The 16734-nt window shown below is 30.8% G+C and carries 17 protein-coding genes; 6 read left to right on the top strand and 11 right to left on the bottom strand.

Annotated features, from left to right (window positions below):
• Positions 1-27 precede the first annotated feature (27 nt).
• The gene (locus tag BUA82_RS00350; RefSeq protein WP_073003754.1) at positions 28-1143 is read left to right on the top strand and encodes a glycosyltransferase family 4 protein; all 1116 of its coding nucleotides are present in this window, start codon (positions 28-30) and stop codon (positions 1141-1143) included.
• 11 nt (positions 1144-1154) lie between these two features.
• Here BUA82_RS00350 and BUA82_RS00345 read toward each other — a convergent pair whose 3' ends face one another.
• Together BUA82_RS00345 and BUA82_RS00340 are read right to left on the bottom strand one after the other, a co-directional pair.
• Positions 1155-2432 (bottom strand): ABC transporter substrate-binding protein, encoded by a 1278-nt coding sequence (locus BUA82_RS00345; RefSeq protein WP_073003753.1) that lies wholly within the window; start codon positions 2430-2432, stop codon positions 1155-1157.
• A gap of 71 nt (positions 2433-2503) precedes the next feature.
• Positions 2504-2791, bottom strand: coding sequence for a hypothetical protein (locus tag BUA82_RS00340; protein WP_073003752.1), 288 nt, complete (start codon positions 2789-2791; stop codon positions 2504-2506).
• Between the two features lie 184 nt (positions 2792-2975).
• Between BUA82_RS00340 and BUA82_RS00335 the strand changes: the two genes are divergently transcribed.
• Positions 2976-3566 (top strand): nitroreductase family protein, encoded by a 591-nt coding sequence (locus BUA82_RS00335; protein ID WP_073003751.1) that lies wholly within the window; start codon positions 2976-2978, stop codon positions 3564-3566.
• 190 nt (positions 3567-3756) lie between these two features.
• Complete coding sequence (locus tag BUA82_RS00330) at positions 3757-4689, top strand: hypothetical protein (protein WP_073003750.1); 933 nt, start codon at positions 3757-3759, stop codon at positions 4687-4689.
• Between the two features lie 9 nt (positions 4690-4698).
• Here BUA82_RS00330 and BUA82_RS00325 read toward each other — a convergent pair whose 3' ends face one another.
• From BUA82_RS00325 to BUA82_RS00305, 5 genes are all read right to left on the bottom strand, one after another.
• Positions 4699-5844: an ABC transporter permease gene (locus BUA82_RS00325; protein ID WP_073003749.1), complete on the bottom strand. Its 1146-nt coding sequence runs from the start codon at positions 5842-5844 to the stop codon at positions 4699-4701.
• Position 5845: 1 nt separating this feature from the next.
• Positions 5846-6964, bottom strand: coding sequence for an ABC transporter permease (locus tag BUA82_RS00320; protein ID WP_073003748.1), 1119 nt, complete (start codon positions 6962-6964; stop codon positions 5846-5848).
• A 10-nt stretch (positions 6965-6974) separates the two neighbouring features.
• The gene (locus BUA82_RS00315; protein ID WP_073003747.1) at positions 6975-7910 is read right to left on the bottom strand and encodes an ABC transporter ATP-binding protein; all 936 of its coding nucleotides are present in this window, start codon (positions 7908-7910) and stop codon (positions 6975-6977) included.
• 91 nt (positions 7911-8001) lie between these two features.
• Positions 8002-8631, bottom strand: a complete 630-nt coding sequence (locus BUA82_RS00310) for a response regulator transcription factor (RefSeq protein WP_073003746.1) — start codon at positions 8629-8631, stop codon at positions 8002-8004.
• Between the two features lie 9 nt (positions 8632-8640).
• Positions 8641-9753: a sensor histidine kinase gene (locus BUA82_RS00305; protein WP_073003745.1), complete on the bottom strand. Its 1113-nt coding sequence runs from the start codon at positions 9751-9753 to the stop codon at positions 8641-8643.
• Positions 9754-9911: 158 nt separating this feature from the next.
• Here BUA82_RS00305 and BUA82_RS00300 point away from each other — a divergent pair, with 158 nt between their 5' ends.
• Entirely contained in the window at positions 9912-10802 is an 891-nt protein-coding gene (locus BUA82_RS00300) for a LysR family transcriptional regulator (RefSeq protein ID WP_073003744.1), read from the top strand.
• Between the two features lie 77 nt (positions 10803-10879).
• On the opposite strand, the gene BUA82_RS00295 is transcribed toward BUA82_RS00300, so the two are convergent.
• The 4 genes from BUA82_RS00295 to BUA82_RS00280 all read right to left on the bottom strand — a co-directional run bounded on the left by BUA82_RS00295 (position 10880) and on the right by BUA82_RS00280 (position 14767).
• Positions 10880-11845 (bottom strand): polyprenyl synthetase family protein, encoded by a 966-nt coding sequence (locus BUA82_RS00295; protein WP_073003743.1) that lies wholly within the window; start codon positions 11843-11845, stop codon positions 10880-10882.
• Between the two features lie 11 nt (positions 11846-11856).
• Positions 11857-12381 carry a Gx transporter family protein gene (locus BUA82_RS00290; protein WP_073003742.1) on the bottom strand — a complete coding sequence of 175 codons (525 nt, stop codon included), beginning with the start codon at positions 12379-12381 and terminating at the stop codon, positions 11857-11859.
• Between the two features lie 11 nt (positions 12382-12392).
• On the bottom strand, positions 12393-12779 hold the full coding sequence (locus BUA82_RS00285; protein WP_073003741.1) for a NusG domain II-containing protein: 387 nt from the start codon (positions 12777-12779) through the stop codon (positions 12393-12395).
• Positions 12780-12868: 89 nt separating this feature from the next.
• The gene (locus BUA82_RS00280) at positions 12869-14767 is read right to left on the bottom strand and encodes an FAD-dependent oxidoreductase (protein ID WP_073003740.1); all 1899 of its coding nucleotides are present in this window, start codon (positions 14765-14767) and stop codon (positions 12869-12871) included.
• A 330-nt stretch (positions 14768-15097) separates the two neighbouring features.
• On the opposite strand from BUA82_RS00280, the gene BUA82_RS00275 reads away from it, so the two are divergent.
• Both BUA82_RS00275 and BUA82_RS00270 read left to right on the top strand, forming a co-directional pair.
• Complete coding sequence (locus BUA82_RS00275; protein WP_073003739.1) at positions 15098-15562, top strand: FMN-binding protein; 465 nt, start codon at positions 15098-15100, stop codon at positions 15560-15562.
• 106 nt (positions 15563-15668) lie between these two features.
• The gene (locus tag BUA82_RS00270) at positions 15669-16724 is read left to right on the top strand and encodes an FAD:protein FMN transferase (RefSeq protein WP_073003738.1); all 1056 of its coding nucleotides are present in this window, start codon (positions 15669-15671) and stop codon (positions 16722-16724) included.
• The last annotated feature ends 10 nt before the right edge of the window (positions 16725-16734 follow it).

The following is a 16734-nucleotide window of genomic DNA, read 5'->3' as shown; positions in this document are numbered from 1 at the left end:
TAACCCAATAAGCTAGGAGAGGATTATATGAAAATTGCCATAGATGCAAGAGGAATAAATTTATATAAGGGAACAGGAATAGGTACCTATACTCAAAACGTCTTGAAAAATATATTAGATATGAACACTTCCAGTTTTTATAATATTTATTGGTATGGAGAAAATTATAAGCTTTATGAGCAAGAGAATACTAAGATAATAATGACTTCAAAGAAACATAGGAAATTCTTTGAATATAATTATTTCCCTAATAATTTAAACAAGGATTCAGTGGATATTTATCATATTCCCCAAAACGGTATGGGTATGAACTTAAACATTCCCTGTAAGAAAGTTTGTACTATTCATGACTTAATTCCATATACTCTTCCTGAAACCGTTGGTAAAGGATATTTAAAAAACTTTTTAAAGACTATGCCCGAAATAGTTGAACTTAGTGATGGAATAATAACAGTTTCTGAATACTCAAAAAAAGATATCCTAAAATTTTTCCCTCAATTATCACCCGATAACATATTTGTCACTCCCTTAGCTGCAGACAGTATATTTACACCTTTAAATAAAGATGAGTGTATGTTAAAGGTTAAAAATAAATATTCTATTACTAAGCCATTCATACTTTATATAGGGGGATTTAGCGCTAGAAAAAACGTAGAGACTCTAATTAATGCTTTCAAAAATTCTCTTTCAGAATTAAATGAAGAGCATGAACTAGTTATTGTGGGTTCTTTAAAGGATGAAGGAGAAATTTTATATAAAAAGGTAATAGATATGCACCTTACTAATATAAAGTTCATTGGTTTTGTAGAAGATAATATGTTGCCTATACTATATAATTCCTGTAGAGCATTTATCTACCCTTCACTTTATGAGGGATTTGGATTGCCTCCACTAGAAGCCATGAGCTGTGGCACTCCAGTAATAACATCAAATACTACCTCTATCCCAGAAGTAGTTCAAGATGCTGGTATACTTATAAATCCACATAATGAAGAGGAATTAACAAGAGCATTAATAAATCTCCTTAATAATAGAGAGTTAAGAGAAGTATTAAGAAATAAAGGTTTAAAAAGAAGCAAAGAATTTTCTTGGAAGGCAACGGCAGAAAAAACTTATTGCGCTTATGAAAAAATTAGCAATTAAAAGCAGCAGATTTATGGCTGCCTTTTAATTGCTAATTCATTTATATCCTTCATCAATTTATTCAAAACAATTTCTGTTCTTTCACCTTTTAAAAGGCTATCCACACTGTTATAAAAAATGCCTTCTATGTCTTTGGTATATGAGTTATATTTTATGTTAGGACTATTTTTATAACTTATCTCAAAGATACTATATACTTTTTGTTTAGAAAAACAATCTATTTTATTATCAAAGTCACTATGACTATAGGTAGGTATATAGGCGGGAAAATTTCCATATTTCAACATAGACTCTACCAAAGCGTCACTATTTGTAAGGGTAAATTCAACAAACTTTTGTGCAATTTCCTTATCTTCAGAGTTTTTTAATAGAGCTAAGTTGTAAGCTGGAAGTTGTGCGTTGTTATTCCCCCCTGGCTCAAAAGAGGGAAGCTGCTTTATGCCATAGTTGGGCTTTTCACTTACCAGCTTTGGTATATACTCTGGATATCCTACTATAAATCCTATGTTTCCTTCAGTGAAAGATTTTAACAGTTCTTCTTCTGACTGAAATATTGCAATGTTAGAGCTTTCAGAGAGTTTCTTAAGGACATTTAAAATTTTCTCATATTTACTTATAGTAGAAGTCATATTACTCTCTTTAAAGTAGGTTTCCATAGAAAGCTCATTGGCCAATAAAGCAACAACTTCATTGTAATTCTTAGAGGAAATACCTAGCATCTTTTTTTGCCCTTTAAAAGAAGCTTTTAATTTTTCTCCTCCTTCTATAAATCTATTCCATGTATTTATATCTTCAGGGTATATTTCTGCAGCATCTAAAATATCTCTTCTGTATAAAAGCGCCGCCGGATTACTATCCATAGGAAAGGCAACATACTGACTATCTTTTTTTACCTCATCTAATCTACCTTTATAGAAATTCTTTTCATAAGGGCTAATAATATTATTTAATGGTTCAAAAAGTTCTTTGTCCTCAGAATAAAGACTTATAAAATTGCTCTTTATAGTTATAACATCTGGTTTTTCTTCAGCTTTTAAATATCCCTCTAAAAAATTATTATTAACCTCTTCAGTGGTTTTTTGCTGTAGGTTAATTTTAACTTCAGGATATTTAGTTTGAAATTTTTCTGAAGAGCTTTTTAAAAAAGCATAGTGTTTTTCTGTAGACCATATGGTTATATTACCTTTTAGTTTATTATCCAAGTCACTATTTTCTTTTTTGGTCTTATCTGAACATCCGCTTACTAAAAACATTAAGCATAAGATTCCAGATAGTATCTTTTTTTTCATGCTCTATCACCTCCTAAGGTGAATTTCTAGAATAAATAAAGCATTAAAGCTATGTTATACACAGCCGTTATTCAAATTGAATATTTGTTTTTTATATTTATAAGTGTAAAGATAGAAAAAAAAGCTGGAAGTATTAAAATAGGAGCATAGCTGCTGTCCACTAATAAAAATACCCCTATAACTAAGCAATAAATTTGCAAAAACTTCATGGTACTTTTATATTCCTTTACATATTTATCCCAATTCATACACTTAAATTTTTCTTTTCTATACTGAAACCATCTATCAGGATATACAAAGGTTATAACAAAACTTATTAATGATATCAATAAGCATATTATACTTATATAGGAACTCAAGACCCCCACACCTCACTCAATTTATAATAATCCCATTAATATTATATACTAAATTACAAAAAATTCAAATCACTATAATTAAATAAAATAGTATTATAATATTTACTCCTATAGTATTTCACCCTTTATTGTAATAAAATATAATTAAATGATAATAGTTATCATATATTGAAAGGAGTACGAAATGGATTTTAAGCAAATAATAAAACAAAGAGCAACCACCTATAACTTTCAACCTATGGAAGTATCTAAAGATAAAATAGAACGCATTATAGAAGCTGGCACCTGGGCTCCTAATAGAAGGCTTACAGAGCCATGGAGATTCTGGGTTCTCACTGGTGATGGAAGATTACCTCTCTCTAAGGTTATGGAGGAAATAGCTAAAGATATAATGTCCGAGGCTGCGGAAGAAGAAAGAAACAAAAGAATGGAAACCTATAAAAATTTACCACTAAAAGCGCCAGTGAACATAATAGTTGCTTGTGAGCTTACAGAGGATGATAAAGTAATACCTGTAGAAGAAATAGCTGCAGTTAATGCATGTGTAGAAAATATGCTACTAACTGCTACTGATGAAGGATTGGGTGCTTTTTGGGGTACTGGCAATTATGTATACCATCCTAAAATGAAAGAAATATTAGGTCTTAAGGATAAGGACGCTGTTATTGGAGTAGTTTACATCGGTTATGCCGAACCTAGTAACAGGATTAGAAAAAGAACTCACTTTTCAAATTTCACTAAGTGGATAGATGAAGATCATAGTTACATTAAATAATAACATTAGCAGGATAAATATTTATCCTGCTAATGTTATTATCCCCTTCGTCAACAGCAAATTATTTTTTAATATATAGCTCAGAATTATATTTTTAGAATATATATGTAGTATCAGGTCATTATTAAGTTCAGAATGTTTTTCTTAATAAGATCAACAAAGCTTATTGAAACATTGAAAGGAGTCTTCCATGGATATAGATAAACTACCTGAAACCGCCAATATAAAAAGCAATTATTATACTTATGAAACTTTTATTCCATTTTATAATAAAATATCCCTCTCAGATGATATGTTTCCTAAAAACACTTCTTGTGAAGTTAAAATATTAAATGTAAACATCAATCCATTAATGGAATACAGTATGGAAGACTCACATATAAAAGTCCAAGGAAAGATTAATTATAAAATAGCCTCTGAGTTTACCTTCCTTACCCCTAAAGGAGAAAGAAGTGTATCCTTAATATTATCCCATTTTGCTTTAAACTTAGATAGATATTTAGTATTTATTGATAGTAACTTATTTCAAAGTTTTTATGTGTCTTTAATATGTAATAATATAAATTCTTCTTTAATCCTTTCAAAGTATAAATATGAATTAAATAAGCTTCTGTTTAGAGGTGACTTTAAGTTTAATATCATGATGGAATATAAAGGAGATATTGAAAATGGCAGCTTTGAAGGTGATTTACATCATTGGATTATTCCCTCAATCTCTTCTAAACTAGTAACCATTGTGGAAAAATTTAAGGATATATCTCCCATGGAAGGGTTAAAATTTGCAGTACTAAACACTGAAGGAGAAGATTCTACTGCGATAATGTATCAAAGATTTCACGGAAAAAAAGGGACTACGCTAAAAGGTTATTCTTTTTTCCTTTCCGGCGATATCCCACTTTTTGATAATTTTGCAGAAATTGTTATAAAAAATAAAAGTGATAGTTTTGAAGAAATAATATTTAAAGCCAGCGTGAACTCTACAGGCAACACTCCTTGGAGTTTATGGAGCTATGAATTGAACGTGGAAGATGATTATATATTAGAAGCTAGGGTTAAAAATCAAGGAGATCCTATTTTTCAAAGTGTACTAGCACTGGATGGAATACATCTTTTAAAAACATAGCTGATAAAATTATGAATTTATAGCAATAATTGATTTTTGACTGCTTCTCATTTTATATACTGCTATTAGAAAGAAAGCTAGGGAAAAGGATAACAACACCAGAAAATTCATTGTAAGACTTTTTATTTCCATCCCTTGCTGCATCTTTTGTATGCCATCCATTACCCATCTTTGCGGGGTAAAGAAAGATACTTTTTGAACCGATTCTGGAAGCAGCTTTACAGGAACAAAGGATCCAGAAAACATGGAGGTACCAGATATTATTAAGTTGCTTATGGTAGAGTAAACTTGTATATTTTCAAATAGTGCAACACATAAAATTCCAAAAGAGATAGCTACCAATATAATAAGCATCAGCAAAAGCATCATAGGAATAAATTTTATGCCGGTATTAATTTTGAATATATATTGGAGGGTAAGCAGCATTATCACTACTTGTGTAAATAAAACAATTAAATTGGCTATTATATTGCCTAGGAGATATTTAAAGCTTCCTACAGGGGACATAAATATCCTAGCATAAGTGTTATTTTCTCTTTCTTTTAATATAATGCCCGAAATAACTACAGCCCTAATCATAAGATAAAATATTAAGAATCCCATACTTATTTCCGTAGTTTCGTATTGAGAGCTAATATCTTGTAAAAAACTACTAGAAATATTAACCTTTTCAGTTTTGTATTCATTTATAAGTATAGAATATTTCTCTTTATCTTTATAGGAAGCCTTGGATAAATCCAACAAATCTTTTGTTTTTATATTTATTATACTTCTAATGCCCTCTGCCATAGAATTATCCTCTCCCACTGATAATTCTATGGATAAAGGAGATTGCTTTACTATACCCTCTTCATAGCCTTTAGGTATGGTAATCCCCAATACAATATCTCTCTGAAGCATGGCTTGTTTTATTTCATCGTCCTTTACTTCCACTGTATTCATAAAGGAAACTTTCTTTAGAGATTCAATAACCATATTAGAAGAGGTCGTCTTATCCTTATCTATTACTCCTATCTTTATAGGAGAACTTCCTATACTAAGCAACTTCATAAAGGCTAGCAGCACTACTATAGGAACAACAAATTGTAAGATAGATTTTTTTGAATCAAATATCAGTTTTAAATTTTTTCTAGTTATTATCCATATTTCATACATATTAAGCTTCCTCCTTTTTTAATATAACAGCAGAGATAAGAAGTAACATTCCTAAGATTAGATTAATAACAATTCCCTCTTTGAACATAGCATAATTATTATCATAAGCAATATTAATGATACTTCTATTAACCCACCTAAGAGGGGAAAGCTTTGTAACAAAATCAAATATTCCAGTAGTATTTCCTCCTATATACACGTACCCTCCTCCCAAGAAGGTGATAACAGGAAAAACTAAAGAATTGAGTATCAATTGACCTAATTTATCATCATTAAAAAAGTATCCAAAGCTTACACCTAAAGCTGAACAGAAAACATTAAAAGATAATAATATGCCTGCCAAAGCTAGAGGGTTATCTCCCCAGTAAGTCTTCATAACAAAAATAGAAAATAAAAATGCTGGAATTAAAGTTATAATGGTTATAATGAAATTGGAAGCAAACTTACAAAATACATATTCAAGTTTTGATACACCGGTACTAAAAATTCTTCCTTCTATTCTCATTCTTCTCCCATTATATATAGAAAAGAATCCAAATAATGAACCATACAAGAACATCATAGTTATTTCTACAATTCCATAATAGTCGTAAGAAGTTAATTGTCTTCCCATTTCTATTTTATTTGTTTTTATATAACTCATATGAAAGTCGTTATCTATATTCTCTAAGGTTTCCGGCGCAACTTTAACAATTGCATTAATAGCTCCATATCTTTCAGAAATAGATTTCAGTGCTGCCATAACTATATTTACAGATATACCTTCCTTTTCATTTTTATAAACCTTAATGTTGTTTTCCTTTAGTTCAACTAATATTCTATGCGAATCCTTTGATACTTCTTTTTTACCTTCCTCTAAAGCTCCTACTTCCTTAAAAGTAATATTTTTAATATTACTTTTATCTTTAAAAGTATCAAAAATCTCTTTGGCCTCTTTTTCTCCATTATCATAATATATAATTTCTACAGGGTTTATATCCTGAACATTATTAAAAGCTCCGGATAAAGCTGCTCCTAATATTATCATAAAAGCTATAGGAAATATTATCATAGAACTAATGCTTGATTTATCTCTAAAGGCATTTATAATTTCATACCAAATTTGTCTAATAATCCTCATGACCTCACCCCTAATCCCTAAGATTTCTACCTGTAAGGTTTAAAAATACCATTTCAAGATTGATATTTTTGTAATCTATATTTTTAATTTTTACTCCCTGAGAAGTGAAGAAGCCTATTATTTTATCAAGATTATTGATTTCCCTTGAAGAATTTATGGTTATATTATCCTCTTTTACAGATATACTTTTAACTCCAGTAATACTTTTTAGCTTTTCCATATCTATATTTTCCATATTATCTATTTGAATTTCAAGATTTTGACTATCAGAAACTAATGATATTAATTCATCCTTACTTCCCTCTGCAATAATTTTTCCATGATCCATAATAACTATCCTATTACATAAAACTTCTACTTCCTCCATGTAATGAGAGGTGTATAATATAGTACAACCTTCTTGCTGCAAAAGTTTTACAGATCTTAAAATATGATTTCTAGACTGAGGATCTATACCAACAGTAGGTTCATCCATAATTATAAATTTAGGCTTATGTGCTATAGCACAAGCTATATTCAGTCTTCTCATCATTCCTCCAGAAAACTTTTTAGCTCTAGTTTTTCTTACCTCTGTTAACCCAGTAAAATCCAGCGCATAGTCTACTGCTTCCTTTAGATTTTTCCCTGATAGACCATAAAGGCCTGCAAAAAACCTTATATTTTCCTCTGCCGTAAGATTTTCATAAATTGCGAGGCTTTGAGGTACAACCCCAATATTCTTTTTTATGTCAAGCTCATTTTTGTGAAGAGATTTGCCAAAAATGTTTATTTCTCCTTTACTACTTTTTAAAAGAGAAATAATTATATTAATAGTAGTACTTTTTCCTGCTCCATTGGGACCTAATAGCCCAAATATTTCTCCCTCATTAACATAAAACGAAAGATTATCTACAGCAATTTTATCTCCAAACCTTTTAGTTAAGTTATTAACTTCTAATATCTTCATTACTACATCTCCCTTATATACATTACTTATTTTAATTATAAAAAAACCTTCTCTGCTATGTTAGTAGAGAAGGTCATATTAATATATGACTTTAGTAACTATTTCCTTTTAAATAATATATAGCAATTTGAGTTCTATGATCTAGTTCAGTCTTATCTAATATATTTGATATATAATTCTTTACGGTGCCTTCGGATATAAATAATCTTTGAGCAATTTCTTTATTAAAATAGCCTTCCGATATTTCTTTTATTATTTCTAATTCTCTATGAGTAAAACTAGAAGCATCAAATTTAAGGGAAGCATCCATCATATTAAACTTTATTTTATCAAAAACTTTCTTCTCTATGACGTTACTTCCGCTATACACCATTTTTATGGCGTTAATTATACTTTCTGGAGTATTATTTTTTAGTATATATCCGCTGGCTCCATATTTTACTGACTCTTTTATATATTCATCTTCATCAAAAGTAGACAGAATAATCACTTTTGCTTCTGTCTTTTTTACTATTTCCTTCAAAGCTTCTACACCATTCATTATTGGCATTCTAACATCCATAAGAGCTACATCTATCTGTTCTCTTTTACAAAGCTCCAATGCCTTAAGTCCATTATCAGCCTCTCCAACTATTTCTAAATCCTCTTCCATGGAAAGAATGATTTTTAAACTTTCCCTAATAAGGGCATCATCATCGCAAATTAAAATCTTAATCTTCATAAACCCTCCTTACTTAATGGGTAAAATCATTATTATACTAAAACCATCACTAAAATCAATTATGGCTGTTCCACCCATATCAACACATCTCTGTTCTATCCCTCTTAAACCTAATCCTTTATTAATGACTCCTTCCACCATGCCATTATCCTTTATGGAAGCTTTCACAACCTTATTAAAAACTTGAATATTTACTTCTACAAAATCCCCCTTAGAATACTTCATTATATTGGTTATGGTTTCTGTTAAATTGTCATATACAACCTTCCAATGAGCATAAGTTATATTGTCTATATCCCCATGAAAGCTTAATGAATATGTAAATTTAGTATTTTTCATAGCTTCAGCCAGCAGAAGCTTAATTCTATTTATCCCCATTTCCTCCTTAGTAGGCCTTATTCTTCTTAAAATAATTCTTATATCCTCCAGCCCTTCTCTAAGCACATTAATGGTATTATTTAATATTTTCTCAGATTTATCTTTATCTTTATTCAAAAGCAATTTTGCAGCTTCTAATTGAAGGATACTTCCTGAAATAGTATGTCCAATTTTATCATGCATCTCTTGTGAAATCTTACTTCTCTCTTCTAATTTAGTGGCATAAAGAGATTGCTTTTCATAGTTTTTCATACTTTTAATTTTCATTGAATAAATGCTATTCATTTCTCTTAATTCATCATTTTCATTAATTAGCGCCTCTAGACTTACTATATATTTTTTTACAATACAATGGAATAAAAATACTATTATCGTTATCAGCAGAAATAATGGGATCATTTTAAGTGGTAAAGCTATGGTGGCAAACAGAATAAATATAAAAATAATAAGTACTGAGCTGTTACTAATACTCCATAAATCCATAATATTCACTGGAATTAAAACATAGAATATTTCATTAAGCTGTTTTGAAGTGTATAAGCAAAGAATAAATGATAGTAACATCCAAAATATCTTATACATTTTGTTATTACTTAAAAATAACAAGGTGTTCAAAATGATATATGATAAGGCTACCATTATTATTACAGAATTATAATCTTCTCCAAGTAAATATTCAATTAAACAAAAGGATAGTATTAAAAACCTTAAAACTAATATATAATCTTTACCATTCTTAATCAAATTAGTTACCTCTAAAATAAATAATATACTTCTATTATAACTAAAAATACCTAGTTATGAAAATGACAATCATTGTTTTATCTTAAAATATAGAGTAAAATAACTAAAGAACTAGCTTATTACCTGTGCTATTAATAGATATATTGAAGGTGAATTTTATGCATATAGAATATTTTAAATTTTTTTATGATGTGGCTACTTGCAAAAGTATTTCAAAAGCTGCTGCTTTATCTCATATTTCTCAATCAGCTTTAAGTCAACAGCTAAATAATATGGAAAGCAGGCTAGGGGTAAGACTTTTTGATAGAAGCAATAAAGGAGTAGAACTGACCCCCCAAGGAAGAATTTTATTAAAGCATGTTGAAGTAATGCTAAAATCCTATGACAGGATGTTAGATGATATAGATAGCTTTAAACTTGATAAAACTGAAATTGTTATTGATTCTTATTATAATTTAACTAATGCTTATATACCATCTTTACTTTTTAATGCAAGAAAGAAATTTCCTCAATATGAATTGAGGCTTAATAATACCATGATTGAAAACATGGAATCTAATCTTGTTAACCATATATCCGATTTAGGGATTTCCTTCAAGGAAGCTGATGATAGTTCCCTTTTATCTTCAAAGCTACTAGAAGATAGATTAGTACTCATATCTTCCAGCTCTTTTAACGTGCCCTCTTCTATTTCATCTTTAGATTTGCTTCAATACCCATTAATAATTATGAACGATAAGATGAATATAAAAAGGAAATTACATTTAGCACTAAACAAAAAAAACAAAAGTTTTTCCGACCTGAATGTACTTTTTATGGTAAATGCTATGGACGCCGCTAGGACTTCTGCCCTTAAAGATTACGGACTTACAATCTTACCCAGGATGTGTGTCATAGACGATATAAGAAAAGGAAACTTAAAAGAAATATCTATTGATGATATTTCTCTTGAATATAGCATATACCTTATTTATACCCAAGAAAATCATAAAATAATTAAAAACTTTATTGATTATATAAAGAAAGAAAGTAAAAAAATTCTTATATAATTTAAAAAGCATGAATAATCATTGCTAGAAATATATATTTCCAAGGCAATAATATTCATGCTTTTATTTATATTGAATTAATAACTTCTATTAAGCAAAGTCTCGCAAACTTCCTTAAGAACAATTTTATATTTATTTTCTGGAAGCTTATTAATAAGTTTATAAGCTTTGTCTGTATATTTTTTTGCTAATTCTCTAGATTTCTCAATTCCACCAAGCTCATTTACTAAAAAAATAATATTAGCTATATCGTAATCACTATAATCATCTTTAGAAATTATATCTTTCAAACTTCCTTTATCCTTTAATAATGCATATATTATAGGAATAGTGAATATACCTTGCTTTATGTCGCTAGCTGCAGGCTTTCCTATGTATGATTTAGCACTGGTATAATCTAATACATCATCAATAATCTGAAAAGCCATACCAATATTATGTCCAATATTCCATAATAATCTATTAACTTTTTCACTACAACCTGCTTCTGCAGCACCAATATATAAACTTAATGAAAATAATTCAGCTGTTTTTCCTGAAATTCTAGAAAGATAATCCTTTACGGATACTTGAGTTTTAAAGCGAGTATTAAGCTGCTCTACCTCTCCAAGGCATATCCTTGACATTGATTTGCTGTCAACTTTAATACTTTGCAGTGAGGAATTTGATGCAAGAATCTTAAAACATACGCAAAACAGAAAATCACCAATATATACCGCATAATCTTTACCATATTTTGATTGAATGGTTTCCTGACCTCTTCTTAATTTTGAGTCATCAATAACATCATCATGAACCAAAGTTGCCATATGCATCATTTCTATAACTGCAGCTAAGGCTCTAGCTCTCTCTTCGTTATACTCTCCAAAACGTGAAGAAATTAATGTAAATGCCGGTCTTAACATCTTGCCACCAGAATTTATTAAATCTAAAATTGAATTTTCAATTTTTTTATCTTTGCATTTTGTATTTTCCTTCATTATATACAGTACAGCTTCCAGTTCTTTATGTAATTCAGGATACTGAAGCCACATTTTATCCATTGCATCAACCTCTATTGTTTAATTTTCTTAAAATAAGGTATTTTACTTATATGTTTAGTTAAATAATTGGCTGAAACTCCAATAAATATTCCTGTTCCTATTCCCGCTATAGATAATATAGGGAGATAAAGAGTCACCCCTAAGTTTCTCACTATAGCAGAAGCTACTAACAGCTGACCAATGTTATGGAAAACAGCACCAGAAGAACTTACTCCTATGATGCTCACTTTATCTTTAAATAATTCTTTAGTTAGCACCATGGCTCCAAAGCTTAATAATCCTCCACCTACGCTGTACATGAAGCTGGAAAGATTACCACCAAACATGGTGGCTAAGATAATTCTCAAAAGCACCACTATAAATACTTCTTTATAATCTTCTAAGGTATAAAGAGCAATTACTGTTACAAGGTTTGATAATCCAAGCTTTGCACCGGGGGTTATAAAAGGAACCGGTATCATGGATTCAAAGATATGAAGTACCAGCGCTTGTGCCACCAATAATGCTAAATATACCATCTTTGATGTTTTCTTCATTATTTATCACCTCAATGAGATACTTTATCTAGCTGGTCTTCATCTTCAGCTTTACCTTTAATTTCTATCATAAGTTGGTGAGGTAAGCATACGATAGAATCTCCTGGTTTACTTATAAACCCTGGCTGTATACATACCTTATCTGGACAGTCTGCATCTACTATAGCTATAGAGTTATCCCTAACTATCACAGTATTCTTTCCAAACTTATCTTTAATGACAAAACTGTCCTCTCCCTTATGTGAAGAGAGAGGGACAGTTTTATAATGTTTTCCACTTATGGTTATTTCAGCATAGGTATTATTTAAACTTCTACCACCACGTATTCCAAATACTATTTCTGGTATAAAGGAAATAGCTAAAAGTACAGCTATAATAATTACATCCATCTTTTTCATATAGTTATTTGCCACCTTTTACTTTTTATGCAGGATTACTATTAGCATACTGAATAATCATCCATAAGTCTAGTTTATTCTTAGATTAATTATTGTTGATTATACACTGCAACCTTATCACCATACCACCAATTTCGTATGGTTTTATTAATCCATGGCATCACGTAATAATCAAGTCCAAAGGTTCTTCCTGCACCACCCATAAGAGCAATAGCGCCAAAGAAGTACCATAATATTTCCCATCCAGCCATGGCTGAAAGTATAAAGTTCAATACCATAAAGGCAGAAGCGGCACTAGCAAGGAATGTAAATAAGCCTGCCAATAATGCAAGTCCTATACAAATTTCAGTGAATACCACTATCCTTTGGAACCATACAGCAACTTCAGCGTTTGGTATAAATGTATGCATTAAACCTTCATAGAAACCTGGCATTTCCTTAATTATAGGAGTTGGCCAGTTTGCTGCAGCTCCTGCTGCTGCTTGTGAAGCTCCACTAGCAGCATCTGCTGATGCTGAAGCACCTGAAGTACCATTTACCTTTAACCACTCAAAAGGCATTTTAACATTTCCGCTTTTTAGCCAGCTGTCACTTCCAATACCTGAAGTTAATTTATCAAAACCTGAAGCTTTAGCCCAAGTTTCTTCACCTACAAATTTCTTAAGCCCTTCTAAAAGCCAAAGTACACCTATATATAATCTAAGAGGTACTAACCAAAGTCTATTAGCCTTAGAAGATAAATGTCCTCTCATGATAGATCTTTTATCTTCCATGGAGAAGAACTCATGATTTAAGTAGTGATATACCGCATGTATACCATTTACTCCTATAAGGTAATACATATTTACAAGATGTTTCATAACTAAGGCAAAGAATCCAGAGAGCTTCATTCCAGATAAGTTAGCTACTCCATATCTTCCCCCTACAGAAACCATAAATCCATGATAATTAGACTTAAACTCTACTTTTTCAGTCTTTTCTATATCAGCTATGATATTTTTAACTGCTGTCATGGCAGTCTGCTCAGCTGCTTCAACTATCTGTGGAGTTCCTCTGCCTGGCTCTTCTTCGAAATAAGTCAGGTCTCCCACTGCAAATACATTTTCTTTTCCTACTACCTGCATATGGCTGTTAGTCTGTAGTCTACCTGCTCTTGCTCTATCTAATCCATATTCAGCCACTTGTGCATTAGCTTGAATACCGCATGTCCAAATTAATGTTTGTGTGCTAATTTCACTTCCATCTTTAAGCACTATCTTATTTGGAGTTACTTCAACTATAGGTGAATTCTTAAGCACTTCTACACCATGCTTAACCATGTACTTTTCTGCTTTATCTGCTTGTTTTCTATCTAACATGTTAAGTATGGTTCCCAGTGCTTCTACCACATATAATTTCACTTCATTTACATCTACACCAGTTTCTCTAGCTAGTCTAGTTTTCCATTCTAAGAGTTCCCCAGCCATTTCAATTCCTGTAAATCCTGAACCAGCTACTACAAAAGTAAGCATTTCTTTTCTTAGCTTTTCATCAGTTTCTCTGGAGGCTCTTTCAAATGTATCCTTAATATGTGCTCTAATTTCTAAAGCATCCTCAAAAGACCAAAGGGTAAAGCCATGATCCTTAACTCCAGGCACTCCAAAGAAGGCTGGCTCTGATCCTGTTCCAATCAATAAATAGTCATAAGTAAACTTATGATTTTTTGTAGTAACAGTTTGACCATCGATATCTACATTAGTAATATAATCAATTACTAAATTCACCTTGGTCCTATGAAATATCTTGGAAAGCTCCACCTGTACAGATTCAGGATGAACCCTTCCTCCTGCAACTTCATGAAGTTCAGTCATGAGAGTATGGAAAGGATTCTTATCGATAAGGGTTATTTTTATATCGTCATTTTTCTTATATTTTTTTGCAAGCTTTTTAGCTGCGTGGACTCCAGCATATCCAGCACCTAAAATAACTATGTGCTTACTATTATTCATTTAATCTAATCACTCCTCAACACATAATTTTAATTTTATTTAAAGATCATCACTACCATATTAAATTTTATATATAAAATACACATATGTCCATAATTATTTATAGTTTTTATTTTTTAAATGTTCACAATCTGTTAAAGGTGTTAAACATAGGGAAAACCCCTTTGTTAAGTTAATAATTATACAAAAAAACTCTATTTAGTCATAAGTTTAGTTAATGTTACATTAATAATTCGAATAGCAAAAAATCTTCCACTCATTGTATAATTTGTATGTAAGGTCGTTAAATCGACAATATATCATTAAACTTTTAGTAAGGGGGATTTCGTAATGAAAAGAAATCGTATAATTAGCTTAGCAGCTGCTTCTGTTTTAGCTTTAACAATGTTAGCAGGTTGCGGAAATAAAAATGCTTTAAAGGATGGTAAGTATAAAGCAGAATATGATAAAGAAGATACAAGAGGCTGGAAAGCTTTCACAGAAATCGAAGTTAAGGATGGAAAAATAGTTTCCGCTAACTACGATTATGTAAACAAAGACGGAAAGCTTAAATCACAAGATGCAGAATACAACAAAGCTATGAAAGATAAATCAGGTACAAGCCCAGCTGAATATTCTCCAGCTTTAGGAAAAGCTTTAGTGGACAAACAAGATCCATCTAAGGTTGATAAAGTAACTGGTGCAACTCACTCCTCTGACGCTTTCAAAGAAATGGCTAAAAAGCTAATGGATGAAAAAGCTAAAAAGGGTGACCAAACTACTTTAAAATTACCACAAACAGACGTAAAAAAATAATATTTAGAATATTTCAAAAAGACTTTAGGTATTCCTAAAGTCTTTTGTTAATAGTAGAATTTTATTATATACTAATGATGTATTTTATTTATAGGAGGAACATTTTATGTCTAAAACTAAAAAGCTATTTATTCCCTTACTTTCATTTCTTATTACAGCATCCCTATTTAATGGATGCAGCAAAGCTCCTGTTAAGGATTCACCTTCCAATGAACCCTTATCTAAAACTGAATTCTTCATGGGTACTGTAGTATCCATAAGTTTATATGATAAAAAGGATGACAAAATCTTGGATAAAGCTTTCAATAAGGTAAAGCAGATTGAAAGTGAATTAAGTATCAATAAAGAAGGCACAGAGATAGATAAAGTAAATAATTCTGCCGGCAAAGATACGGTTAAAGTATCTAAAGATGCCTTTATAAACATTGAAAAAGGTTTAGAGTATTCCAAATTGACAGAAGGTTCCTTTGATATTACTATAGGACCTTTAGTTAAGCTTTGGAGCATAGGACTTCCTGAAGCAAAGGTTCCTACCTCAGAAGAAATAAATAACACTAAATCCTTAGTAGGTTATAAGGACCTAGAAATAAACAAAGCTGATAATACAGTAAAGCTTAAAAAAACAGGCATGAAAATAGACTTAGGGGGTATTGCAAAAGGATACACCGCAGATGCTATAACAGATATACTCAAGGAAAATGGAGTAGAGCATGCCTTAGTAGATTTAGGTGGTAACATATATGCTCTTGGTAATAACCCAGAGGGAAGACCTTGGAAGATAGGAGTTCAGAACCCCTTTGATTCTAGAGGAAAGATTGTAGGCTATGTACCTGTAGAAAACAAATCTGTGGTTACCTCTGGAATTTATGAAAGATACATTGAAAAGGATGGTAAAAAATATCATCATATATTAAACCCTTTTACAGGATACCCCTACGACAATGAACTTGCAGGAATTACCATTATAAGTGATAAATCCATTGATGGAGATGCGCTATCTACCTCTGTTTTCTCTAAAGGGCTAGAAGGCGGGATGAAGTTCATAGAAAAACTACCTAATATTGAAGCTGTTTTTGTAACCAAGGATAATAAGGTTTATATTACCTCTGGACTTAAAAATACTTTTAAATTAACAAATGAGGAGTTTAAACAACAAAATTAATGATATTCTA

The sequence above is a fragment of the Clostridium amylolyticum genome, assembly GCF_900142075.1.
GTDB classification, from domain to species: domain Bacteria; phylum Bacillota; class Clostridia; order Clostridiales; family Clostridiaceae; genus Clostridium_AA; species Clostridium_AA amylolyticum.
Note: the sequence above shows the minus strand (reverse complement) of the source record. Positions and strands in the feature narration are given on the sequence as shown.